The 25,052-nt window shown below is 47.4% G+C and carries 21 protein-coding genes; 13 read left to right on the top strand and 8 right to left on the bottom strand.

The window, feature by feature from the left end; all coding sequences use genetic code 11:
- The first annotated feature begins 90 nt into the window (after positions 1-90).
- Together ASG33_RS11720 and ASG33_RS11725 are read left to right on the top strand one after the other, a co-directional pair.
- The gene (locus ASG33_RS11720) at positions 91-1,209 is read left to right on the top strand and encodes an endonuclease/exonuclease/phosphatase family protein (protein WP_056284819.1); all 1,119 of its coding nucleotides are present in this window, start codon (positions 91-93) and stop codon (positions 1,207-1,209) included.
- A gap of 148 nt (positions 1,210-1,357) precedes the next feature.
- On the top strand, positions 1,358-2,941 hold the full coding sequence (locus ASG33_RS11725; protein WP_056284822.1) for a DUF4394 domain-containing protein: 1,584 nt from the start codon (positions 1,358-1,360) through the stop codon (positions 2,939-2,941).
- Between the two features lie 102 nt (positions 2,942-3,043).
- Here the strand turns inward: ASG33_RS11725 and ASG33_RS11730 are convergent, their stop codons facing one another.
- Positions 3,044-5,809 (bottom strand): DUF6797 domain-containing protein, encoded by a 2,766-nt coding sequence (locus ASG33_RS11730; protein ID WP_056284825.1) that lies wholly within the window; start codon positions 5,807-5,809, stop codon positions 3,044-3,046.
- A 151-nt stretch (positions 5,810-5,960) separates the two neighbouring features.
- Between ASG33_RS11730 and ASG33_RS11735 the strand changes: the two genes are divergently transcribed.
- Positions 5,961-7,259: an NCS2 family permease gene (locus ASG33_RS11735; RefSeq protein ID WP_056284827.1), complete on the top strand. Its 1,299-nt coding sequence runs from the start codon at positions 5,961-5,963 to the stop codon at positions 7,257-7,259.
- An 8-nt stretch (positions 7,260-7,267) separates the two neighbouring features.
- On the top strand, positions 7,268-8,071 hold the full coding sequence (locus tag ASG33_RS11740) for a 5'-methylthioadenosine/adenosylhomocysteine nucleosidase (protein ID WP_056284829.1): 804 nt from the start codon (positions 7,268-7,270) through the stop codon (positions 8,069-8,071).
- A gap of 46 nt (positions 8,072-8,117) precedes the next feature.
- On the opposite strand, the gene ASG33_RS11745 is transcribed toward ASG33_RS11740, so the two are convergent.
- The 4 genes from ASG33_RS11745 to porV form a co-directional block, all read right to left on the bottom strand.
- A complete protein-coding gene (locus ASG33_RS11745; RefSeq protein ID WP_056284832.1) occupies positions 8,118-8,522 on the bottom strand; it encodes a hypothetical protein in 405 nt (134 codons plus the stop codon).
- A gap of 59 nt (positions 8,523-8,581) precedes the next feature.
- On the bottom strand, positions 8,582-8,815 hold the full coding sequence (locus ASG33_RS11750) for a hypothetical protein (RefSeq protein WP_056284835.1): 234 nt from the start codon (positions 8,813-8,815) through the stop codon (positions 8,582-8,584).
- Positions 8,816-8,922: 107 nt separating this feature from the next.
- A complete protein-coding gene (locus ASG33_RS11755) occupies positions 8,923-9,555 on the bottom strand; it encodes an START domain-containing protein (protein WP_056284837.1) in 633 nt (210 codons plus the stop codon).
- Between the two features lie 129 nt (positions 9,556-9,684).
- Positions 9,685-10,788, bottom strand: a complete 1,104-nt coding sequence (gene porV, locus ASG33_RS11760) for a type IX secretion system outer membrane channel protein PorV (RefSeq protein WP_157474732.1) — start codon at positions 10,786-10,788, stop codon at positions 9,685-9,687.
- A gap of 252 nt (positions 10,789-11,040) precedes the next feature.
- Here porV and ASG33_RS11765 point away from each other — a divergent pair, with 252 nt between their 5' ends.
- From ASG33_RS11765 to ASG33_RS11775, 3 genes are all read left to right on the top strand, one after another.
- Positions 11,041-12,651, top strand: a complete 1,611-nt coding sequence (locus ASG33_RS11765) for an ATP-binding protein (RefSeq protein WP_056284840.1) — start codon at positions 11,041-11,043, stop codon at positions 12,649-12,651.
- Positions 12,638-13,057 (top strand): response regulator transcription factor, encoded by a 420-nt coding sequence (locus tag ASG33_RS11770; protein WP_056284843.1) that lies wholly within the window; start codon positions 12,638-12,640, stop codon positions 13,055-13,057. The genes ASG33_RS11765 and ASG33_RS11770 overlap by 14 nt, the downstream gene beginning before the upstream one ends.
- Before the next feature lie 188 nt (positions 13,058-13,245).
- Positions 13,246-13,893: a 2'-5' RNA ligase family protein gene (locus tag ASG33_RS11775; RefSeq protein WP_056284847.1), complete on the top strand. Its 648-nt coding sequence runs from the start codon at positions 13,246-13,248 to the stop codon at positions 13,891-13,893.
- Positions 13,894-14,035: 142 nt separating this feature from the next.
- On the opposite strand, the gene ASG33_RS11780 is transcribed toward ASG33_RS11775, so the two are convergent.
- Positions 14,036-15,166: a hypothetical protein gene (locus ASG33_RS11780; protein ID WP_056284850.1), complete on the bottom strand. Its 1,131-nt coding sequence runs from the start codon at positions 15,164-15,166 to the stop codon at positions 14,036-14,038.
- Positions 15,167-15,178: 12 nt separating this feature from the next.
- Positions 15,179-15,484, bottom strand: coding sequence for a hypothetical protein (locus ASG33_RS11785; RefSeq protein WP_056284853.1), 306 nt, complete (start codon positions 15,482-15,484; stop codon positions 15,179-15,181).
- A 391-nt stretch (positions 15,485-15,875) separates the two neighbouring features.
- On the opposite strand from ASG33_RS11785, the gene ASG33_RS11790 reads away from it, so the two are divergent.
- The 6 genes from ASG33_RS11790 to ASG33_RS11815 all read left to right on the top strand — a co-directional run bounded on the left by ASG33_RS11790 (position 15,876) and on the right by ASG33_RS11815 (position 24,424).
- Entirely contained in the window at positions 15,876-16,460 is a 585-nt protein-coding gene (locus ASG33_RS11790) for a Crp/Fnr family transcriptional regulator (RefSeq protein ID WP_056284856.1), read from the top strand.
- Between the two features lie 227 nt (positions 16,461-16,687).
- Positions 16,688-17,857, top strand: a complete 1,170-nt coding sequence (locus ASG33_RS11795) for a hypothetical protein (protein WP_056284859.1) — start codon at positions 16,688-16,690, stop codon at positions 17,855-17,857.
- A 46-nt stretch (positions 17,858-17,903) separates the two neighbouring features.
- The gene (locus ASG33_RS11800) at positions 17,904-19,700 is read left to right on the top strand and encodes a sialate O-acetylesterase (RefSeq protein ID WP_056284863.1); all 1,797 of its coding nucleotides are present in this window, start codon (positions 17,904-17,906) and stop codon (positions 19,698-19,700) included.
- A 33-nt stretch (positions 19,701-19,733) separates the two neighbouring features.
- Positions 19,734-21,098 carry a hypothetical protein gene (locus ASG33_RS11805; RefSeq protein WP_056284866.1) on the top strand — a complete coding sequence of 455 codons (1,365 nt, stop codon included), beginning with the start codon at positions 19,734-19,736 and terminating at the stop codon, positions 21,096-21,098.
- Positions 21,099-21,145: 47 nt separating this feature from the next.
- A complete protein-coding gene (locus tag ASG33_RS11810) occupies positions 21,146-22,471 on the top strand; it encodes a hypothetical protein (RefSeq protein WP_056284869.1) in 1,326 nt (441 codons plus the stop codon).
- A gap of 84 nt (positions 22,472-22,555) precedes the next feature.
- The gene (locus ASG33_RS11815) at positions 22,556-24,424 is read left to right on the top strand and encodes a gamma-glutamyltransferase family protein (protein ID WP_056284871.1); all 1,869 of its coding nucleotides are present in this window, start codon (positions 22,556-22,558) and stop codon (positions 24,422-24,424) included.
- A 26-nt stretch (positions 24,425-24,450) separates the two neighbouring features.
- Here the strand turns inward: ASG33_RS11815 and ASG33_RS11820 are convergent, their stop codons facing one another.
- Positions 24,451-24,924, bottom strand: a complete 474-nt coding sequence (locus tag ASG33_RS11820; protein ID WP_056284876.1) for a GNAT family N-acetyltransferase — start codon at positions 24,922-24,924, stop codon at positions 24,451-24,453.
- Positions 24,925-25,052 lie beyond the last annotated feature (128 nt).

Genomic DNA, 25,052 nt, shown 5'->3' on the forward strand with positions numbered 1-25,052 from the left:
GCTTGTGCAGGTTTCCTGAATGTGAACTTGCTGTTAACAATTATTCCCAACGCAAATTTTGTTCCTAATGATTCAGCTCCCGCATTCAAAATGCAGGATGTAACCATTATGCTTGAAATATCCGCATTAAATAATGATAAGGTAATATTCCGGATGCATCCTGTTCACATGCCCGGACTAATTTCGGAGATCATTAAAACGCACGGAATGATCAAGTTCAAGTCCAAAAAACGCCAGCAAAACCGCACTGTCTGGCTCCTGCTCCTGCTGCCTGCACTCTGGGCGAACACAGTTACCCGCGAAATACCCGACTTCAATAACACCCAGGCCGCCGCGAAAGACACTTCCTCCTCAGGCAGCTTCACCGTGATCAGCTATAATATCGCAGGCTTGCCCCAGCTCATTTCCAGCGCAGCGACCGACCGGGACCCCAGTATCCGCGAAATCGGCGCTCGTCTCAACCGGTTTGATATCGCGCACGTTCAGGAGGATTTCAATTACAACCGCACTTTGTACAGCCGCAACAACCACCCTTTCCGCAGTGTGAGTAAAGGCAAGATCCCATTTGGCGACGGGCTGAATACGCTGTCCCGGTTTCCTGTCAGGAACCTGCAAAGGATCAAATGGGAAGATTGTACCGGCGCCGATTGCCTCACGCCGAAAGGATTTACTTTCAGCAGGGTTGAAATCGCACGGGCCGTTTTCATAGATTTTTACAATGTACACGCCAATGCATATAACCATCCCTCCGCAGCCAGGGCACGCCGCCGGAACATCGCTCAACTTGCACGGTATATCCGGCAAAATTCAGAAGGGAATGCGGTCATTCTGATGGGCGACCTGAATGGACGTTACAGCTATAACCTGGATAATATTTCAGTTTTACAAAGTGAGCTCGGTTTGCAGGATGTTTGGGTTGAAAGTAAAAACGAGGGAAATGTACCTCAGCCGCTCGCCGCGATTCCGGCCAAAGACATACTCTCCATTGACCATGATACCGAAACGATTGACAAGATCCTTTACCGTGGCAGTACTGCGGTGCACATGGAAACAACAGACTACCAGTTTGAGAAGCGCCTGTTTTCCACACCGGAAGGTACCCCCCTTTCCGATCACCACCCGGTAACCGCCCGGTTTTCGTGGCGCGTGCAAACACAGTTACCTGTTGTACTTGCCGCAAATGCGACAGGTAAAAATCACGCACGATGAACTGAGTATCAGGACTTACATTTATCTATAAACCAACACATTAAAATGAGATTAAAAGCGAATTAAATTTATTTGCAAACATTTAATCCATCGTCAAAGCTGCGTCGTAGATGGTTTTAAAACCATTTTCATTTTACTCGAACAGCTTATGAAGATTCTCAACAATTCATCCCGGCGCGCAATCGCCGCTGCTTCCCTCAGCCTCCTCTTTCTCTCTTCCTGCGAGGATCACCGCGTTCCACCAACAGAACAAACGTTGCCAGACCGGATATTTTACGCATTATCAGACAACAACCAGCTGCACGAAATCAATGTCAGAAGTACCTCTTCGCCTTTGCGGTCATTTAATGTGACCGGTCTGGCGAGCGGCGACAAACTGGCGGGAATCGATTTTCGTCCGGCGACCGGGCAGCTTTACGCGATCGGTACGTCGAGCGTTTTGTATCATGTGAATGTAAAAACGGGCGATCAGGAAGGCAAAGCAACAATTGTTGATACACTTGCAACTGCATTGAGCGGGTCGAGCATTGGTTTTGATTTTAACCCGACTGTTGATAAAATCCGTGTGGTTACCAATACCGGCCAGAACCTGCGGTTGAACCCTGAAACAGGCGCAATCCTCGCAGGCGATTCCCCATTGAACCCGGGTAGTCCGAAAGTGGGCGCAGTAGCTTACACCAACAGCCGGGCCGGCGTAACAGCGGCTCCGGGCGGCGCGGGCACTACCCTTTACGACATTGATGCAGAAGCCAATATGCTTTACATTCAAAATCCTCCTAACCCCGGTGCATTGGTACCTGTTGGCCCGCTGGGATTGGATATCAGCGAAGTTGGCGGTTTTGATATTTCTCCCGACATGTCCGAAGCAGACCGTTATCCGATTGCTTCCGTGAAATTCGAAAACAAATGGGAGCTGGATTATGTGGATTTAAAAACGGGCAAACTGCAGAAGCTGGGCGATTTGCCTGCCGGTGTAAATATTGTTGGTATTGCAATTCCGGCTATGCCGGTAGCCTACGCATTGGATAATGCCAACAACCTGAAAATCTTCAACCCGACGAATGGAAATGAATACGGTACCAAGGCGATTTCCGGCCTGAACGGTGTGATGCTGCAGGGAATCGATATCCGCCCGATGAATGGAAGACTGTATGCGCTTGGCGGAAACAGCAAGCTATACGGAATTGATCTGGGAAGCGGCGCAGCTACCGAGCTGGCCATGCTTAAAGATGGAAGCAATAATCCGGTTATGCTCAGCGGAACCCAGTTTGGCGTGGATTTCAATCCTGTGGCTGACAGACTCCGCGTGGTAAGCGACAATGGACAAAATCTGCGGATCAATGTGGAGAGCGGTTTGACGCTTGTTGATGGCGCATTGAAGCTGGACAACGCTACGCCTTTTGTTACCGCAGTAGCTTATACCAACAGCTATCCTGGCGTAACAGCAGCCACAGCCGGCACAACGCTGTTTGATATCGACAGCCAAAAAGATATGATCTACAAACAAAATCCGCCAAATGACGGAATCCTGATGGACGGAAAGCCACTCGGCATGGATGCTGGTTCCAGCATTGGATTTGACATCGGAAACTTCACAGGAATGGGCTATGCCATTTTCACCGTAGGAGGTACCACCAGTTTTTACACAGTAAACCCCGCAACCGGCGCTACGCAGTTGAAATATGCTTTTAGCAATCCGGTAAAAGGACTTGCAACAGGTTTTGGCTTGTAAATTTCGGTTTTAAAGCAAACAGGCGGCCTGAGCATTCGGGCCGCCTGTTTTTTTATACTATGCTCAAACTGCAATCCGAATGGCGCAGCCCGCAAGATTCTCTTATTTCTTTAAAGACTTGATATACAAGATCACAGACTCAATATCAGTATCCGACAGCACACCTACAAACGAGGGCATTTCTTCATTATATCCTTTCACAATGCGCTTTGAAGGGGTCAGAATGGATTCGCGGATATAATTTTCGTCGGCGATCACTTTGCTTCCATCGTCGAAGATCCTTTCGGATTTGTACAGGTTCTGAAATGGCGGCCCGTACATTCCGTCAGTCCGCAGCCCTTCCGAGTGGCAGCCAGCACAAGCCATTTTCTGAAACACTTCCTTCCCCTTTGCAGCTGACGCTACTTCTGCTTTCGCCGGTTCTGCAGACGCTTTTTGCGTGGTTAACAAAGCCAGGTCTACATTGGAAAATCCGTATTTCTTAAAATCTACGTCGCTCGTGTGGTTTAAGGTGAAATAGAAATGATCGTTCATTTTTCTGCCGTCTGCTGCTAGCAGCTTGTAGCCTACTTCCATTTGCATGATGTCGGTCATACCGGGTACAAGCAGCAGAATGTGCTTTTTATCCGGGGAAAGATATGCGCCGGCCACCGCCATTGTCTCTTCACCTACACTGCCGTCAAGTTTAAAATGCCCCGATCCGTACTCTTCGGTGCGCTGGTAGTTGTACCTTTTGATTTCATAATTGCCAACATTAGTAGCTGCCGCCGATTCCAGAGGAGAATCAAATCCGATGACAATACCCTGGGTACCTGCGCGAAAATGGTTGGGCAGATAGCTTGGCTTGCCTGTGTACCGCAGCCTCAGCAGGGAACTGATCCCGGTCGAGCTCGACCCCCACAAGTTGAAACCCGTTACATAAAGCTGCTCATCGGCCGGGTTCATCGCGCCTTTCGAGGTAGGTGCGGGATAATTGGCATTGATAAACGAAACGCCACCCTGAACTACCTTCGATGCACTATCGATCAGAACACGGAAAAGTCCCGGCTGACCGAATGAGAAGTGGATAAGACTCCCGGAGAGCGGCCCCATTTTCTTGCCCGTGATCCACGCCTGGCCAAGGCTCGACCTGTCGACACTGTGAGGTATCCACGTCAGAGGCGGCGTGATCTGCGGATTATCTGTGCGGTGCATGGTTGGCTGTACGCCGAAATAATCTCCTTTTTTAACGAGATAAATGGGTGATGACGGAACAAAGTTGCCCTGCTGGTCAGTGGCGGTTAATACACCTGTTTCAGGATTAAAGCCAAGATACGGACCACGCAAGCCGGTGGCGATCACTTCTGCATTTCTTCCGTCTGGTGAGATTTTCAGGATCGTCCCATTCTGGTCTGAACCTGCACGAAACCCTTTTCCTGTTACCGCTGTCATACCCGGACCGTTGCTGAGGCTACCTCCTTTGGCAATGTAAAAACTTCCGTCCGGCGCATAAACCATATCAGCCGCCCACTCACGCGACTCAGCCGATTGCGACATCACATTGGAAAAATTCTCATAAAAATCAGCATTGCCGTCTTTGTTCAGATCGTGCAGCTTTACAATTCCTTCCCGGCCAAAAACGTAAATGGTATCTTTCACCACTTCGATGCTCATCGGCTCGTGAAAACCGGATGCAAAGCGCCTCCACCTTATATTCTGCAAAGGCTTGTCGATACCTTCCACAGTCCACACGTCGCCCTCAAAGGTTACCACTGCTGCCCGGCCGTCTTTAAAAAAGGCGATATCCGCAATGCGGACATTGCGTTTCCAGGGATTGGTCAGAGGCAGTGTGAGCTGGTCTGTCACGAATGCAGCTGTGTCCGGCGCCAATTTGCCGCGCGTGGTTACCTCCTGTGGCCACAATGCAGGTCCGCCCGTTTTGAAGTCGGGCATGGCAGCGGGTTTGGTTTTGCAGAACTTTTCAAATGCGCTCATTTTCGATACAGGGCCTTTCCAGATCGCAATACTTACTTCCCCCGGTTTTGCGCCTGCGGGTACTTTTACATTCAGGTACCTGTTTTCAACGGCCGCCGGCTCCCACCCAGGCTTCCCTTTTCCCATGATTGCCACAGCCGTAACCGTATCTTTTGCCTGGCTGTTAAACAAATAGGTAATATTTCCTTTCTTCTGAACACCCGCCGCATTCGGCACTTCGGCCAATGTCAGGTAAAGATCTTTGTCTGCATTACTCACCTGGAATGTGCGCGTAAATGCGGTACCGCCTTCAAACCGTGCACTTGCCGGCAGCTCGTAAATCGATGCATTGCCAACCGAATAGCTCAGAACTGCTTTTTTGCCAAAAACATACACACCACCCCACCGGCCTTTCGAAGCCGGAAGCGCCTTCCACGTAGGTTCCGCATTCTCTTTTTCGCGGAAAGATGGTCCCGAGACAGACCAGCCTGCATAAAGTCCCGTCGCGATCTTAGGCGCGCCGGTAACCTTGCTGATCTTGTTGTTTTTGTTGAAAAAATCATTGTAGGAGATCTGCGCCATCAAAACCATCGGCAAAAACTTGCCTGTCCACGCCACAGACCAGCGCAGCAGATCGGTATCAAAGCACACATACGCACTGTCGCCGAGCTGCAATGCGAGTGTACGCGCGGCTTCATTGTCGGCCGGGAAAGAAGGCCCCATTTTACGGGCGTCCACCGATGTTGAAATATATGGGAAACCAGTCTCCACAAACGGATTAAGTTGAAGCGAGTCGGGGCGATCGGACTGGTTTTGCCAGTTGGTATGACCAGTGATCAGCACCGAAGCGGTTAGCAGCAGCAGCCCGGAAGCAACACTCCATTTACTGATCCGGGATTGAAAAGATTTAAACATTATGTTCAGGAATAAGAATATGTCCCAAAAGCCGCCAGGGATTTGAAAGTTACTTGAAGCAGTGGGTTAATTTAACCGACGAGTTCAAAACAAAGTACCCTTAAACCTGCCGATCCGATTAAATCTATATATTTGAACTAAACACGACCTTATGTTTTCACAATCCAGTCTGCAAAGGGAACAAACTTCCTTCTCGACCGAGATACTGGCCGGCGTATCCTCTTTTCTGGCCACCGCCTATATTATTGTTGTAAATCCTTCTATACTAAGCCAGACCGGAATGCCGTTTTCGGCAGTGCTGACAGCCACCATTCTTGTTTCGTTTTTCAGCAGCATGATGATGGGGCTTTATGCCAATAACCCTATTCTGGTTGCGCCCGGAATGGGTTTGAATGCATTTTTTACATTCACGGCGGTATTTACCTACAAGCTCTCCTGGGAAGTTGCATTGGGAACCGTATTCTGGTCGGGGATTTTCTTTTTGCTGCTTTCCATTTTCAATATCCGCTCCTACATCGTTAAGGCAATCCCTAAACCGTTGCGCTATGCAATTGCCTCTGGGATAGGCTTATTTATTACGCTGATCGGCCTTGCCAATGCGAAATTCATTGTCGCCAACCCGGCCACGATGATCAGCATTGGAAACCTGAATGCATCCACGCTCACTTTCATTGCAGGCTTGCTGATCACCGTGATCCTGCTGATACGGAATGTAAAAGGCAGTATCCTGATCGGTATTGTGCTCACCAGCCTGCTGGCCTGGCCGATCGGGCGCTGGTGGGGCGGGACTGAGCCGCTTGTTACCATTTCGGGGATTGTGTCACCTCCTGATTTCAGCCTGCTTTTCCATCTCGACCTGGTCAATTCGCTCAAATGGAGCCTTGCACCTGTGATCCTCGCATTTGTTTTTACAGATATGTTCGACAGCCTGTCCACATTCGTGGGACTGGCAGAAGCTTCCGAGCTGCTTGACGAGAACGGGGAGCCGCGTAACATCCGTCGCTCGCTGATTGTGGACGCTTTTTCAACAACCCTGGCCGGACTTACCGGAAGCAGTCCCGGCACTGCCTACATTGAATCGGCTGTGGGCATTGAGCAGGGCGGCAAAACGGGACTTACGGCGATTGCGGGCGCACTGCTTTTCCTGCCATTTCTTTTCCTGTCTCCATTATTGAGCGCGGTACCTGCGATAGCTACTGCGCCGGCGCTGGTACTGGTGGGTGTTTTTATGATGAAGCCGGTTGTCAAGATCAACTGGACCCAGCTGCACGAGGCCTTCCCGGCTTTTCTGGCGATGGTACTTATTCCATTTACCTACTCCATTACGCAGGGGATTATCTGGGGCTTCCTGAGCTGGACTGCATTACATATAGCGACGGGCCGGGCAAGAGAAATCAGTCTGGCACTCATTATCATCGACTTATTCGCCATTCTTGCATTAATATTTTAATTGTTTTCATGAAAAAATCTTTGCTGCTTTTTGTTTTTTGTTTGTTTCAAATCAATGTTAATGCCCAGGAAACAATCGGGATTCTGGGGGCTTTCCCACCTGAACTGGTGCATTTACGTGCAAATCTTGTGAATGCGAAAGACACGGTAATCCGGTCGGCCAGGTTCATTACCGGGCAGCTGCGCGGGAAGAATGTGGTACTTGCGCAAACCGGCGTGGGAAAAGTGAATGCGGCAATCACAACCACATTAATGCTTGAACATTTTAACCCAACACAACTGATATTTTCCGGAATCGCAGGTGCTGTGGATCCCGCGCTCAGGCCAGGCGACATCGTGATCGGCACCGACATTACCTACCATGATTTTGGCGCGGTGAAAGATGATGCAATGGAATATTGGGCTACCAAAAACCCGCTCACGAACCTGGCCAATCCAGTCACTTTCAAATGCGATCCGGCATTGGTTGCAAAGGCGACGGAAGTCTCCAAAGGATTGACATTTCAGCAGATCCAACGAAAATCAGGAAACAGGATGCCCGCAGTAAAACAGGGCGTGATCGTCACAGGTGACGTTTTTGTCTCTTCAAAAAAAATAACGGACAGACTAATAAAAGATTTAAAAGCGGCAGCTACTGAAATGGAAGGCGCGGCTGTGGCACAAACCTGTTACCAGCAAAACGTTCCTTTTTTGATCATCAGGAGCATGAGCGACAATGCCAATGAGCATGCGAAAGACGATATGGGTAACTTTTACGATATCGCTGCCACCAATGCAGCTACACTGGTGATGGCGGTTGTGGGAGGGAACTAAAAAAACCCTGTTTAAAACAGGGTTTTAGTCTCTAAAATGCTTGCTATCAATCCTTTTTCGCTTCGGCTTTTGGTTTTCTATCCTTCGCTATGGTTGTTTTTCCATCCTGAATAGCTTTTTTATTGGTGCCCTGGCTTTGAGCGCCAGGCAACTTGGTTTTTCCGGTAGTACCGCCGTTTCCATCGTCACCGCCTGGTGTAGATCGGTCACCTGCTCCGGTTGCTCTGCCTGGCTGTGAGGCACCGTCCGATTTCTGGTGACCTGTACCTCCGGCCGTTTTGCGATCGCCGGTTGTGGCGCTGCGGCCTGTTCCCGGTGTGCTGTTGGATACGTCAGAAGTATCTCCCCCTGCCTTGGTTTTAGGGTTGGTTGAAATGGTTGTAGACTGTGCAAAGGCTATCCCTGACGCCGTCAGAAGGAAAAATGCCAGTGATAAGAATGTAGTTTTCATGATTTGCTGCAAGTTTTGCTGATGAAAACCACTTTACTAAATAACCATTCCAGCAAGCCTTATTCGACTATGATTTCACTGGGCGCGTCGCCCTTTTTTGCATTGGGAGGATATAGCAATCTGAGCTTTTTACCTTGCTCGTCTGCCTCTTCCAGCAGCTCAAAAGTGCGCCGCTCTCCTACCATCAGCAGCGCCTGGAACAAAATCCCGGCATAGGCGCTTTCCTTGCTGCCCGGGCCTTTTTCCTTTGCAAGATCATTGTAGTAACCAAACAGGTCTTTACCTTTTCCCATATTGTTCGTTTTACATTTCACTCCTCGTTTACAAAAATGTGTGCCCGGAGCCTTGTAACCGGCTTTGCTGCAACATTTAACAGTCCAAAGTAAGGAAGGTTGGCTACTTACTTATCAGCAGCCTTCAATGCGCGGCGGGACAGCAGCTCTGTTTTCATTTTATCAAATGTTTCAAAAGGCGCCTGTAATGCGAAGTAGTTGATAATGTGCGCGGGAATGAAACCGCCGGGATCTACCCGCAACGTGTATTCGAGCCTAACTTTTGCATTGCCCGTTGGCGTGATCGTCCACCTGCTTTCGGACTCCGTAATTCTCACCAACCCCTTCTTGACGGGCAGATGTCCGGGTACGGCGGGAGAATTGACAGTAACAACCTGCGATGAAAGGTCACGCCTGATGGTCATGTGGCTCACAAAGTCGCGGTTATCAAGGGGCCAGGGCAGGCTTACTTCGGTATAGTAATAGAGCTCATCTTCCGAGATCTGCCTGATCAGATCGCAGCGTTTGGTGTGGCACATCCATTTGCCGGTAGCGGGAATATCTTTCAGCAAACTCAGCACTTCTGCCATCGTTGCCTGCATGGTGCATTCTGCTTTGAGGGCTTTGATCCTGGAACCAGGTACTGCGCGACTATAAACCCTGACGTCCCCGTGGCTGGCAGCCAGGACCCATTCAGCCTGGCCCAGCGCGGCGGTAAGTGAAAGATTTACAATCAGTAAGGTCAATATCGTTTTTATCATGGCCCAGCCAAATTGGCAACTGCATGCCGGCACCACAATGCGAACTTTTCAGATGGTAATAAAAGCTGTCCCAGTTGCACCATAATTCTTGTGAACTGAAATCCAGGTACCCGAAAGATCAAGCTGTCCCTACCCTTTTTTCCCGGGTATATAAAATGAAACCGTTGTGCGGAGTGTTTCCGCGAGCGGACTCCCTTCTTTTAACGGGATAATGTAGGCCAGATCGGCATTGAAGTTTCGGAAAATGCGCGCGCCTGCACCGACCGTTATGATCTGCTGACCTGCTTTTTTCTGGTTTTCGCCATAATAGCCGCCGCGCAATGCGACCACATTCTTATACCAGTATTCCGCGCCGACAGAAAACATAATCTCCTGCATTTCCTCCTTGAAACCACCCGGCGCATCCGAGAAAGACCTTAACGCACCTTTTAACACCGCCCCATTCTGTCCGTTCTGGCTGGCTGTTGGCGTAGGCACCATCAGTTTGCTTAAATCGGCTACCAGATTGATACGGTGCTTGCCCGTGGCGGTATAAGAAAGTCCGCCACCGATGCGGAGTTTGGCAGGAAGAAAGTACTTGCCACTTGATCCGAAATCAATTTTGTTACCCAGATTGGATGCAATTACGCCGAGTGACCAGTTAAAATCTTCCCCGCTCTGACCGCCGGTCACCTGCTTATGGTAGTACGCACTGATATCCGCCGCAACGGATTGCCCCTTTTTGATGGTACCTGCATTCACATAAGCGTAACCTAAGTCAGAACTGATGTATTTCAATGTTGCTCCCATTGAAAAGTTTTTGCCGAGCTGCCGGGAGTAAGCTGCACTGATAGCGAGGTCTGCCAGCTGCTTCGTGTCACCATTGATGAGCCACGTTTCGTAATCAAAATACTGAACAGAAGCCGAGATTGCCTGCTTTTCACCTAACTTCTTATAGGCACTTGCATACCCGATCCAATAATCATCAACAAGAGCCGGTAACCATCGAAAAAAGGAGGCGGAAGCACCAAAATCGTTTGTTGCACTGGCGAGCTTGGCGGGATTGATATAGGTGGCATTTGCATCGGGGCTCAAAGCGACGCCGGCGTAGCCCATTCCGCTGATGCGGGCATCGGGTGCCACGCTCAGAATGTCGGGCTGACCGTAAGGAATTCTGAGTGCGCCGGGAATTTGGGCTACTGATTTAGTGCAAAAAGGCACAAAAAGGCTGAGCAGAAGCAATCTTTTCATCATGGCAAGAATCGAAGTTGAAGGTTTGGTATATGCGGTTACAAAAGCCGAACGTTTATCGGTCTGAATTATTACAACTAGTTTTACAGATTGTTATATTCTTTTCACGCTGTCTATCAACGCCTTATAAATTTACACGTGGAAAATAATTCTGCACTCTCGCACAATATTTTAGAAAAAACCGTAAAGCTGAAATTGATCTTTGTCAACAAAGCTTTATCTTGACGCTCCCAACGCAACCCTCTATATTTAATCTTGAAACCTGATAGCGCTCAGCTACTTGCCAATCAAACAGCAGGTATCACAGTATGCCGAACCAACACTGCGGCCCAAAGAGCAGAAGTGCCTATCAATGAGCAGGTTTCGAGCTTTTTTTCTCAATTATTTGACACATCCGACTGGCCGCCGCGCTGGTACTGCGGAGAATGGTCTGACTTTCACGGCTGGCTGTATATCGTTTCGGATATCGGGATCTGGGCAGCTTACTTTGCCATTCCCATTCTGCTGCTCGCATTGCTGCGAAAAAGAAAGGATATACCCTTTCACGGCGTGTTTTTACTGTTTGTTGCATTCATTCTGCTCTGCGGACTCTCGCATTTGGTTGATGCCTGGATTTTCTGGTGGCCTATATACCGGGTTAGTGCGCTCTTGCGCCTGGCCACGGCGATTGTATCCGTGATTACGGTTTATGCTTTGTATAAAACACTTCCACGCGTGCTGAGTATGCGCTCCGTGGAAGAGTATGAAGAGGAAATTGAAAAACGCAAAATTGTAGAGGAAAAGCTGGCTGCGAGCGAGTTTTTGCTCTCCGAGGCCGGGAGGATCAGCGAAGTGGGCGGCTGGGAAACAGATCTGGTAACCAAAAAACGGACGTGGTCGAAAACGATTTACGACATCCTTGAACTGCCGGAAGATTACCCCCTCAATGAGCTCAGTCTGTACAGTCACGTGGAGGAATCTTTTCGTCCGGATGCGAATGAGGCGGTAAATAAAGCGATCTCGGACGGAGTGGAATGGGATAAGGAATTGATCGCGACTACATTGACAGGCAAGTCGGTGTGGGTAAGATCGACAGGCCGGCCGCTGTACGATGAAAACGGAAAAGTGACCAAGCTGCGCGGTATTTTCATGAATATCGGCCGCTACAAAGACGCGGAGCTGGCACTTAGCAAATCCCTGGAACTTACCACCCGCAACAACGAGCAGCTCAAAAATTTCACGCATATCCTGTCGCATAATATCCGCAACCACGCCAGCAATATGGTGCTGCTTTCGACGCTGATTGATCCGGAAAAGCTGGACGAAGACAATGCGCAGCTTTTTGACAAAATGAAAGACGTATCCAATGGACTGAATGCGACATTGGAGGACCTATCGAAGGCGATCAAGATCAAGGATAATGCAGTTCAAAGCGAGCAACTGCACTTTCGGGCGGTGACAGAAAAAGTACTGAACATCTTCGGTACCGACCTGGAAATGAACAATGCAGCGGTATCTATCGAATTTGAAGAGGAAACTGTGCTTTTCCCCAGGGTGTATCTCGAAAGTATCGTTACCAATCTGGTATCCAATACAGTTAAGTACAGAAATCCTGCTGAGCAACTGCGGATAACGCTTAAATCTTACAAGAACCGGCAGGGAAAAACCGTATTGGAGTGCCGCGACAATGGGCTGGGGATCGACCTGGACCTGCACCGGAAGAAGATATTTGGCCTTTATAAGACTTTTCACAATCACAAAGACGCACACGGTGTCGGGTTGTTTCTGGTTAAAACGCAGATCGAATCGCAGGGCGGACATATTGAGGTGGAGAGTACGCCTGGAATAGGAACAGCATTTAAATTGATTTTCAATGAACAAGGTTAACAGATTGTGGGTAGTTGACGACGACGAGATTTACAGGTTCGCAATCAAAATCATTATCAATCGCGCCTGCATTGCGGAACAGACGTTTTATTTTGATAACGGACAAGTCGCCGTTGATGCTTTTGTTGAAAACCTCAGCGACCCCGGCCAGCTCCCCGATCTGATCCTCCTTGACCTTAATATGCCTGTACTGGACGGCTGGCAGTTCCTTGATGCCGTGGGCAAGCTCCTTCCCTCTCTTTCAAAAAAAGTGAACATATTCCTGGTAAGCTCGTCCAATGATGAGGAAGACTTTGCAAGGGCAAGGTCACTGCGGGAAGTGCATGATCTGATTGTGAAACCACTGACTACCAAATCCTTAAACGAAATTATGCTGCGTTTACAGCAAGGTCCCATTGCATGCTGAGCTTTGCGCCCATTTTCACATCATAACTGTTATCATAAGCTACTGAGCAGCAAAACATTCCCCATTTACTTAGCAGTAATGCAGGTTTTTACAAAATTATGATATTTTTGAGATCAAAACTTTGATACTTATTATACCATTCTTACATTTGTAGTGTTACTAATCACTGACATTCAACAAACTGTAAGATGAAAAGTATTCACATCAACAATAACCACCCGAGTACACTAACAAACATCCGGCACCACATGCTGGAGTACCTGCTGATCTTCTCCTGCGACGAGGTTACCAAAGCGCATATTGCAAGTGTAAAGCAGTTTTTCGAACGCCGCTACGGCTGCCATTATGCAGCTAACCTCACCCCTCACCTGTCGTTGATGCAATGCGTCATTCATCAGAGCAAAATGGACCGTGTAATTCAGGGTTGCAGGAAAATTGCCCAAACCACCGACCCATTTGCAATGGAATTAAGCGGCTTCAACAAATATGAGCATGGCACCATGTATATCGATGTGGAAGACAAGGTTTCGCAACATATTCTGGGGATAGTGAAGAAGCTGAAAGCAGATATTGACAAACACATTCAACAGTGGTCACCTGCCGAACACGAGTACTGCACCGACCCACACTATACGATCGCGCGGAACATGAATAATAAGCAGCTGGAACAAGCCTGGTTTGAATGGAAGTATCAAAAGTTTGCCGCTAGTTTTCCGGTAACAGAAATGCAGCTGCTGCGGAGATCACTTGTTAAAGGCGACAAATTCCAGATCGTAGAACGCTTCCCGCTCCAAGGCCTCACCCAGGCCACATTCGTGCAGGCAGCATTGTTTTAACGTTGGGAAAGGGAGGAAGGAGAATGGAGAATGGAGGAAAGGGAGAATGGAGGAAAGGGAGGAAGTGCTTGTTATGCAGAGCCCGCTTCCTCCTTCCTCCTCCCTTTCCTCCTTCCTCCCTTTCCCCCCTTTCCTCCTTCTTTCAACGCACCGAAAAGGGTTTTGTGACAAATAGGCCGAAGTAGACTTTTTGTGATTTCAGATTGACGATGTCACTCAGGAAACGGTCGTCGAACCTGCTGGTGTAACCCAGTTTCAAGCCAGCCTGTAAGCCGTTGAATTCGCCGTCTTCGCGTTTGGTGATGAAGTAAACGGGAAGGTCGATGTTCATTTTTTCACTTCCTACAATCCAGGTGACACTTGGGTTCACACCCAGGATCGGGACAAAGTTGCGTCTGATCAGCTGACGGAACTCACCTTTTATCCTTGAATCGTTTGCCCCTGCAGGCTCGCCAAATGTTACTTCGGAGCTGAATGAATGCCCCGCATTTCCGACCGGGAAGTTGTAATTCAAAACATCGCTTCCGCTGGAATAGTTGATTACAAAGCTGTAAGACAATGAAAAGTAAGTATCCAGGCTCATGAATTTTGAAATGGCAACATTGAAGTTCTTCCCGACGCGCGTTGCTTCCGAAGGTTTCAATGCCAGCGAATCGGGAATGTAGTTGAATGCGACACGACTGGCGCTCACCCGGGCAGTGAAGATGAGCGGCGAAGCAAATGCGTCCAGGTCCAGCGCACCACCTTCGATCAGCTCCTTCTTTTCGGCCTCATTCATATCCAGGTAAGTCACGTCAGTAGCAGCATCAATTCCCTTTCGCGCTCTTGCTTTTTCCTTGACTGCATTGAACCTGGCCATATTCTTAATCGGCAGCTTTTTAGGGATCGGGGTTCGTCCGATCGTTTTTTGCCAGCCGACCGAAAACGTGGTCCCTGTGGTGATGCCTTCAATGTCCAGGAAAGTTGCTGTTTTAGGTTTTTCCGAAAATGCCTGTGACAGTGCCACATTGAACATGCTCTTTCCGGAAACAATAGAGAACTTCGCCTCGGCTTGCGTATCTGAAAAGATCGAGGTTAAACTGATGCTCGGCAAATTGCTAAGCGTACCGGTATTGCTGGTTGCATTGTTGGATTGCAGCTTTTCATTCAGCTTCTTACTTGCAGAATCGGGTGCCAGTGTGGCAAAATCATCCTTTCCCTGGGCCAACAGATCAATGTCTAATGCCAAAACAAGCCCACTGATAAGCAGCGCTATATGTAAATATTTTTTCATGGTAGCAGCTGGTTAACTAATCTGAAAATCTCCCCCGCTAAAATCGGTATCTCCACCCTTCAACGTCCTGCGCCCGACTCCTGTCCCGGGAATTGAAACGCCGTTGCTTGTCATACGGATTGAATACCTCGTGAGGTTGTCTTTCCCATTTACCTGCCATTGGTATTCGTGCTTGCCTTTGTCCAGGATCATTTCCTTTGTATCGATGGAATCGCGTGCGCTGATGATCTGTTTCCCATCGAGAAAAAAGGCGAGAGTTCCATGTTCAACCATCGTGCTGACATGGAAGTTGGAAGAGAGAATTTTGAACTGTGCCATTGTTTTTAAGTTGATGAAGCGCCCCGCACACTGGTCGGGACTTATACAGCAATATACCAAAATCGGATCGCTCGTCCATTAATACTGCCTGATATTTCAGTGCTGAATGCTACGTATATGACTAAGCGGTATGCGTGTTGACCAACAGACGTTGCACAAGTATATGCTGGGTTCAAATTTTTTGATAAATGTTAAAAAAAGAGCTGGTAATTGACCTGATTATGCGACGAACCATAAGCTAATATCTACATCAATTACCTCATTTAGAATTAATTACAGTTCACATAAAAATACCTTTTGCATTTGCGCGACCAGTCGATCCAATTAACAGCTTAGCAGTAAATCAGGAATTGTTGAACTTTGTGGAGTAATAGAACGCACACTTCATCTTATGAACCCCTTCATCAATCTGATTAACGAGAATATTGATTTACCGGAAGCTTTACAGGCGAGAATAGCGGACGTAACGCAACACATTAGATTCAAAAAGAATGTGCGGCTTATTTCAAGTGGCGCAGTTTGCAACGAGCTATACTTTCTTAAAAAAGGATTGGCGCGGGTGTTTTATTATAAAGATGGAAAGGATGTAACAGCCTGGTTTGTGGCTGAAAATCAGATTGTAAGCGCGGTTGACAGCCTGTTGTCCGGCACTCCAACTGCCTATAACATTGAGCTGCTGGAAAATTCTGAAATATATAGTTTGCCTCTTCGCAAAATAGAATCCATGTACAACGAATATCCTGTTGTGCACCGGCTGTCTTTAACGTTGATCTCGAAAAGTTATCTATTTCTCGATGAGAGGGTTAAAACCTTTGCTTCCTGCGGTGCAGAGGAAAGATACCAGATTATGCTCGTTCAGCTGCCGGATATTTTCAATAGGGTAAAACTTGGCCACATCGCCTCATACATCGGCATTACGCAGGAGCATCTCAGCAGGCTGCGGAGCAATTACAAGCAGCAGAAAAAGAAGCAATAACGATTTTGATATTTGTCAAAGGAATTGGCTCTGAAACTCACCAGTTTTGGGGATTGACAGTTACGTAACAAGCCTCCCTACACACCACAATGATGACAAAAAACTACCTTTCTCGGCTTTCAGCATGCATTTTTTGCTATTTGTTCGTATTAAATGGCTACCCTGGCAAAGCCTTCCAGCTTTCGCAACGATCATTTTCAGATTCCGCAGTTTCCAGTCCCACCCGAATGCTGGTTGTTGGTGGCTCCCTGGCTGCTGGTGTTCAAAACGGCGGATTGTACCGGGAAGCACAGCTCACGGCTTACCCTAATTTACTCGCTAACCAAATGGGTATAAACCTGAAACAGCCGCTCTTTGACACTGCACATTACAATGGATCAGGCTACAAGATATTGATCCGGGACAACGGGCTCACATTCAGGTATACTCAGGTTACCAACCATTTAGCCTATGTGCCAGACTCCAGAGACAGTGCATTGATCAAATACACCGAAGGTGTTGACAATCTGGCATTGCCTTTCTTCAATCCGAGAAGCGCCTGGAAAGACTTTAATTATTATGCGTCGCTCAACTTACCAAGTACGGAGTCACAGAATTTTATTCCATTCTTCAAAAGATTGTTGCCGGATGTGGAAGCTAACGATGGTAACACCAACTACCTGAGTTATTTAAGATCCCAAATCACGCCCGATTTTCTGGTTTTTGATGTGGGAATGGACGGTCACCTGAGAAGCGCATTGGTCGGCGGCGATCCTTCTCAACTGCCCGCTCCGGAAGAAGGTGACCGGGCAGACAAATCAGAGTTTGCCTTCCTGAGTGAGACTGCTAGAAAAGGTAGTAAGGGTATTGCGGTCAATATTCCTGATGTTATGGACCTGCCCTATTTCAAACTTTACACATTGAAAAGATTGCAATCGCTTTGCCCGGAATGCAAGCTGACTGTGAAAGCAGCATGCGGGCCGGTCAGACCAGCTAACCAGAATGACGTGCTGCTGCCCGGAGAAAAGATTGAAAGTTTATTTTCAGGCAAATCTGACAATGAGGTACTTGGCGAGCGGGAAGTGCTGTCGGTTGATGAAAATTGTGATGAAACAATCGGCTACCGGCAAGTCAGCTGGTACAATGAATACTATGTGAAATACATCGCCGAAAAGAACAATTTCGCACTCCTGGATTTATACAGTCTTTACAAAAAGATCAACTCAGGTGACTACATCACCGACGATGGCGTGCTGGTGGATCCCACATTTCCAAACGGAAACTTCTACTCAGACGATGCCATTCACCCGACCGGCTTTGGACAGGCAGTAATTGCGAACGAATGCATCAAGGCAGTAAATGCCCGTTACGGCTCTAAAATCCCCCTGCTGACTACCGCATCTTATTTAAAGAAGTGACAATCCGGAAAATCAATATGCCTTTCAACAACACACCGACAGAATCATGAAAAACCTCTTTTTATCCCTTCTCTTTTTTACAAGTTTCTTCACTGCAAATGCACAAATGTCGATCTCTCTTCCATTAGAGCGGTCTGTATTCCAGCGCAATGCAAATGGACAAGCGAGCGTCGCCATAGCCGGACAGGTACGACCGGGCTCACCAATAGGCGCCAATTTTGTGATCAAGTACAGAACTACCTCACTGGACAAGAACGGAAATCCACTGGCAGCGGCAACGATTTGGAACAGTGGCCTGGCGAGTACGCCCTATGCGGGTGTATTCAAATTTTCGGCCACCTTCAATACAGGCTGGTATTTGCTGGAAGTTGGCGCATTTGAAGGCAATAACAACTTTCCTACCACATCCGGAGCTGTAAAGTTCGGAGTAGGCGAAGTCGTTTTCATCGCTGGCCAATCCAACGCGCAGGGCACGGATGGAATTGTGAACTCAACCGTTAACCCGGTGTTCTATGACTGCGTTAATTCTATCAGTAACAACCAGATCTGCAAAAACACTTATCAGTTTCCGTATATCGAAAAGATTGTAGATGGAAAGCTAATTACTCCATCCGGCAATCGTTCAGCCTGGTTTTACGGGCATTTGGGCAAGCGTATCGCAGACGAACTTATACCAGGAACAGTTGTACCGACTTTATTTTTCAATGCAGCATTTACTGGATCCTCTGTGGAGAACTGGGCAGCAACTGCCCTTGACGAAACTGCGACGGTAAAACTGCCTCTTCTCGATGGCAACATATGCTGTGCCAATATCTTCGATTGGAATAGTGAAGGGGCCGCTGGACAACCATATAAAAGCCTAAAGAATTCCTTAACTTACTTTGGCAGCATGTTTGGCGCGAGATGTGTGCTATGGCATCAGGGGGAGTCAGATAATGTCTTGAACACCTCAGAGTCGACTTATGATTCAAAGCTCCAAATTGTCTTGAACAAAAGTCGGGAACATTTTAGCAATAATTTAAGCTGGGCAATTTCAAGAGCGACATGGTACTACGGTACCGTAGACCCCATTGTAATCGCAGGTCAGCAGAAAACCAGAGCATACCAAGGAATTCTTCAACAAGGATCCTCTGCAGCAGCTATCTGGAACTCAGACATCATCCCAGCTTCTAAACGCAGAGCTGATGACAATACTCATTTTATCGCCCCCGGACTAGTTGAAGCTGGAAATCAAGCATTTGAGGCATTCAAAACGGGATTTGGTTTTACCCCAATAAAGAACATGACTTCGGTACCTGCTACAACTGCTCCGAGCTTCACAATTACCAAAAGTGGCGCAAACGTCACCATCAAAGCACCAGCAGGGTATACTTACAAATGGGTGGGAGGCGATAACCATATCACCACTGCCTTCTCTTCGGCACAAAGCATTACAGTCAGCAACAGTAACTGGAAGTCCTATCGCTGCTACATCATAAGCCCCACCCGAACCATGGTAAGTCAGGCTGTGTACACGCCCATGCTGGCAGTCGGGGGAGCCGCTCGAATGGGAGCTGAGGAAGAAGCGTTGATTGAAAATGAAGAATTTGCTTCGGTCCGGATTACGCCAAATCCTGCCAAAGGAAAAACCATAGTCCGTTATATACTGCGCGAACCTTCGCTAGTACGCATTGACCTAGTTGACTTTAGTGGGCGCATACTATTTAGTTCTGACGAGAATGCTTGCCCTGCAGGCAACCAAGCACAGACCCTAGATCTAAGTAAATTTACTAGTGGTTCCTATATATGCAGAATCAAGATTGGCAGCTACTTCGTCTCCAAGCTTTTAGCTCTTGAAAACTAACACCTTGATACAACATTTAGCTAATATCAGACGATGAAAGTCCAACAAATCAATGCGATATACATTACTATGCAGCGACTTAGAATACTATACTGGGTACTACTAACAGTTCTGATCGGCTGTAAGGAAGAGGACATACGACCTGAGATCCTTGAACAAAATGGCATTTACGATTTTCGTTTAGAAGGGGTTCCCAACGAAAATATAAGACCGTGGCCTGGATTCGGTGTGTCGGTGTATTTGCCCGCTGACTATAAGGGCGGAAACAAGATCAAAGTGTCATTCAAAAGATCAAAAAAAGGTCAGGTCGAGCATTTAACCAATGAGGAAGGCTGGGTTAATGGAAGTGTGACGTATGAAGGCAATTTAATACGAATTAAACCTGTATTCATAACTGTTGTCCCTTACAAACCTGCTGAAATAATCGCCAAAGGCGCTCCATATCGTTTTAAATTGACAGGCAGAAGCCAACAGCTTAATTTTCTGACAAGGCACTGGGGCTCTGATTTTGAATCTTTCGACAGCAGCGGTCAGGTGCGCCTTATACATAAGATTTCGGGAACAGTAGAACATACAACTATGAAGGCAACCCCTCCTGCTTCTGAAGGTGACCTTACTCCAGTATCGATAGACATTCCCGCGGAATTAGCAGCCGGCGAATACAAAGTTGTAGTATATCGAAGAGGAAAAGAGAAAGTACTTCCTGATCCGCTGATATTGGAAATTGGTGATATCGTAATTTCAGATGGTAATCACTGGCCTCATTTTGTGACTGATACTAATAGAGTGCTGACAATTAGTGGTTATAATTTTGTGAAAGAACACAAATACGAGCTGGAACTCAATAATGACTTTCGAACAGCACAGATTTTGAAACTTAAAGTAGTTAGCCCTTGGAAGCTCCAGACAACTATCCCAGATGAGGTGGCTAAAGACAATTACAGTGCTAAAATCAACATAGATGGAAAAAATAAGCCATTTAGTAATATGTTTAAGTCGGACAACATAGTCGTTGTTGAAAGTGACTACAATCAACCACAACTTATGTCTCTCACGGACCTATCCCAAAGAGACTCAACAGAGTTCGGGCTGAACGTCTTCAAACCAAAAACAACGTTTAAAAAAGGCCAGAACCTACTCGCGATTATTTTTTCGCCAAATGGCATTTTTCATCAGGGGAAAAAACTAATCCTTAAAGATGTAACAACCGGAAAAGTGCATGAGTTGTACCATGATCACCTAACCGGTGTATTTTCCGGATACCTTCTTAGTCATATATACTTTCCAATACCCTCAGATTTCCCAATTGGACGTTACGAGGTAGTTCATAGCTCTGTGCCCGACGGAATTACCAGGCGTTACAGCGAACGCTATCACCGGATTATCACGATTGAGTAAACCGCTGCTCATTTACAAACTATCATCAACTCTCCCCTGTGATATATATGTCGCGTCTATTTAACCTAAGCTGGATTATATTACTTGTTTTTCTGGGCTGTAAGGAAGAGGACGTACAACCTGCTGTCCTCGAACTTTATGATATTTACGATTTGGAAGTGGAAGGTGTTCCAAGGGAGAATTTAAAAACTCACCCGAAACAGAGTTTTGTTATATACCTGCCTCCTAACTACAAGGGTGGACAGAAACTCAAAATTTCATTTAGACATTCGAAAAAAGGTAAAGTTGATAGGTCATACAACAAAGATGGCTGGGTTAACGGGAGCATCGTATACGAAGGGAACTTAATAAGGATAGGAAGTCTGCAAATTGCAGTTATACCCTATAAACCGGTTGAAATTCTGCCAAATGGTAAGCCTTTCCGTTTCCCTCTTGTCGGAAAAGAAACCCTGCTGAATTTCTATGCAAGGAATTGGGGTACCGATATGGAACCGACAGATATTCACCAGAAAGCGTCATTTATCAATAAGGCATCTGGGCAGGTCACTACAACATCGAGTTTCTCTTCCATCCCGGCCAAAGAAGGCGACCCAACGCCAGTGTCAATAAAAATCCCGATCGATATGGAGGCCGGAGAATATAAGATAGTAGTCTACCGCAGGGACCAACCGGTTGAATTACCTGACCCTTTGATAATGGAATATGGCCCTCCCGAAGCCGGAATGGATTTCTGGCCTCCGGTTTTACTAGATACAAGCAGGTTTGCAGGTATTTGGGGTTACAACCTGCTTCCTGAACACAAATATGAAATGATACTGAGCAACGATTTCGAAAACCCTAGGAAATTCTTACTGACCTCGAAAACTTCAAAATATGCCAATACAATCATCCCACCCGGTTTTCCGACTGGTAATTATGAGAAGAGAATACTAATTGACGGCAAGGAGCTTCCGCTGCATAATCTGATCAACTCCGACAACCTGCTGATTGTCCAAAAGGAATATGCACAACCCAGGCTAATGTCGCTGACCCATATTTCACAGTTGTACTATACAGATTTCGGGTTGGCAGTGTTCAAGCCGCTGACGCACTTTAAGCGGGGACAAGAGATCCTGGCTATCACCGCTACACCTGATGCTCATCATTGGAAAGGGGAAAAACTGATACTCAAAAATGTGGATACTCAAAAAGAGTTCATACTTAAAAAAGCAGAGTCGAATGGCTTTTTTCCGAACATTGTTTTTTACAGTGTTTACTTCCTGATCCCGGCAGAATGCCCGCCAGGCAGGTATGCAGTCACATTCAGTTGCAGTCCCGATGGTGTAACAACATACCATAGCGAGCGCTATCACCGGATTATTACCATTGAGTGACGATAGGATTTCTCAGGCCTGGTAGCAAAATAATTTCAGTAAAACGCTTAAATTTAGCATTACTCACTTCCTGCTACCTGCTTCATGAAACTACGACTTCTATTCTCTACACTCGCCTTAGCCTCGTTGACGGTGAGTGCCGTTGCTCAGTCTTTTAATAATTTCCCGGTCACAACACAGAAGCCGCCCCTGCATGGCAAACATTGGATGGGGATTACGGGTAAGCCGCTGGCAGCAACAGCCGGTGCTATGATTTTCAGCAAGGGCGGCAATGCGGTGGATGCATCCTGCGCGATGCTGGCAGCTACCTGTACCATGTGGGATGTACTAAGTTGGGGAGGAGAAACGCAGGCATTGATTTACAATCCTAAAACAAAGAAGGTTGTGGCGATTAATGCCATGGGAGTAGCCCCGACAGGCGCAACAGCTGATTTCTATAAAAACAAGGGTATGAAGTACCCACCAGAATATGGTCCACTAGCGGCTACAACACCAGGTACTCCCGGCGGATTGATGACGATACTGGCAGAATACGGCACCATGAGCCTCAAAGAAGTGCTGGCGCCGGCAATGCAGATGGCCGAGGGTTATCCCATTGAAGGTCAAACTGCCAATGCAATCGAACGCGATAAAGCAGAGATCAAGAAGTGGCCGTACTCCACGAAGGTCTTCCTTCCGCATCTAGGTCAGCCACGCGAGGCGCCGGATGCCGGTGAGATTTTCGTGCAGAAAGACCTGCTCGCAACTCTGCAAAAACTGGTAGATACCGAACAGGCCGCTTTGAAAAAAGGCAAAAACAGGAAAGACGCGATCTATGCCGCATATGATCGTTTCTACAAAGGAGATATCGCGAAGGAAATAGCCCGCGGCACACAGGAACAAGGCGGCTTGATCACCGAGCAGGACCTTGCTACCTGGAAGGTTAAGATAGAGGAGCCGCTGATGACCAACTACAAGGGCATTGAGGTATATAAAATGCAGCAATGGACTCAGGGACCAGTGATGTTGCAGGCTCTGAATATGCTGGAAAACTTCGATCTGAAAGGAATGGGCTACAATTCGTCGCGCTACATTCATACGCTGTACCAGGTAATGAACCTGGCTTTCGCGGATCGCGATTTCTATTACGGTGATCCTGCATTTGCCCCCGAAGAACCGATGAAAGGGCTATTATCCAAAGAATACGCCAAAGAGCGCATTAAGCAGATCAATTGGGAAAAGAATGATGCGAAAACAATGCCGGGAGATCCCTACCCTTTTGAAGGAAAGAAAAACCCGTATTCAGAGCAAATCAAGTCCTGGGGTAATTTCCACGCCGCATTGAACCGCAATGAAAATGGCCCTAGCGAGCAGTTCATAAAGGAATTCACGGCAGGTACAACCTCTGTGGAAGCGGCAGATGAGGAAGGTTGGGTGGTGAGCATTACGCCAAGTGGTGGCTGGGTACCTGCTTGCATTGCCGGAAATACGGGAGTTGGGTTAAGTCAGCGTATGCAATCGTTTGTTCTCGATGCGAAGGAAAACCCATTCAATGTGGTGGAGCCGGGAAAACGGCCCCGCGTTACGCTCACACCGAGTCTTGCGCTGAAAGACGGTAAGCCATTTTTATCTTTTGCAAAACAGGCGGGCGACGAACAGGATCAGCTGCTGCTTCAATTCTTTTTGAATATGGTGGAATTCGGTATGACCGTGCAGGAAGCGACTGAGGCACCAAGCTTTAAAACTTTGCAGATGTACGGCAGCTTCGGAGCACACGAAAAAATTCCGGGTGGACTGATCCTGAACCAGTCCATGCCTGACTGGACCAGAAAAGAACTCTCACGAATGAGTTATTCGTCCAGTTTCCAGCCGAGGACAAGTGGCCCCATTAATGCCATTTATTTCGACTGGCAGCACGGAAGCTTCTGGGGCGGGTCAAGCAACCATGGTGAAGACTATGGTTTTGGATGGTAAGCGGCATCCGTTATTGAAAGTTGGTTTTAAAGCAGCTCGTCGGTCGTCAGGCGCATTTCGACCAAATGCTTTTTAAAACCAACTTTCTCATAAGCAGCAACGGCTGATTTGTTGGCATCATACACCTGCAAACGCACCTCCGGCAGGCCCTTTTGCCTGGCCCATTCCACGAGTTTTTTGATAATCAACCGGTTAATGCCTTTTCCACGCTGCTCCGGCACGACATACATGAAGCCCAGGAATGCATAACGATCAAACTGGTTATAAGGCTTGGCAGGCAGGATCCGAACGTGCCCGGCGCCTGCCAGCTGACCATTGATTTCTGCCACAACTACCTCTGTCTCTTCATTATCGATCATTTTGGCAAGATCATAATAATTAAAATCCTCCGCGACGAAAGTCTCGTCAAATGGACGCTCGGCTTTGATAATGCCCTGTTCAAATTCCAGCAATATGGGCAACTCCTCTATTCTGGCTGTCCTGATATTAATTTCTTCCATGAATATTTCCCGATGTAAGCGGTTTTCTCAACCGCGGTTTATGGTGCAAAATGCAAAGTTCGCATTCATTTGCCCGCTTTAATTAACAAAAAATTGATCTGCCAAGAAAAAGAAAATGCACCGGAACA

It is taken from the genome of Dyadobacter sp. Leaf189, from assembly GCF_001424405.1.
In the GTDB taxonomy this organism is placed as follows: domain Bacteria; phylum Bacteroidota; class Bacteroidia; order Cytophagales; family Spirosomataceae; genus Dyadobacter.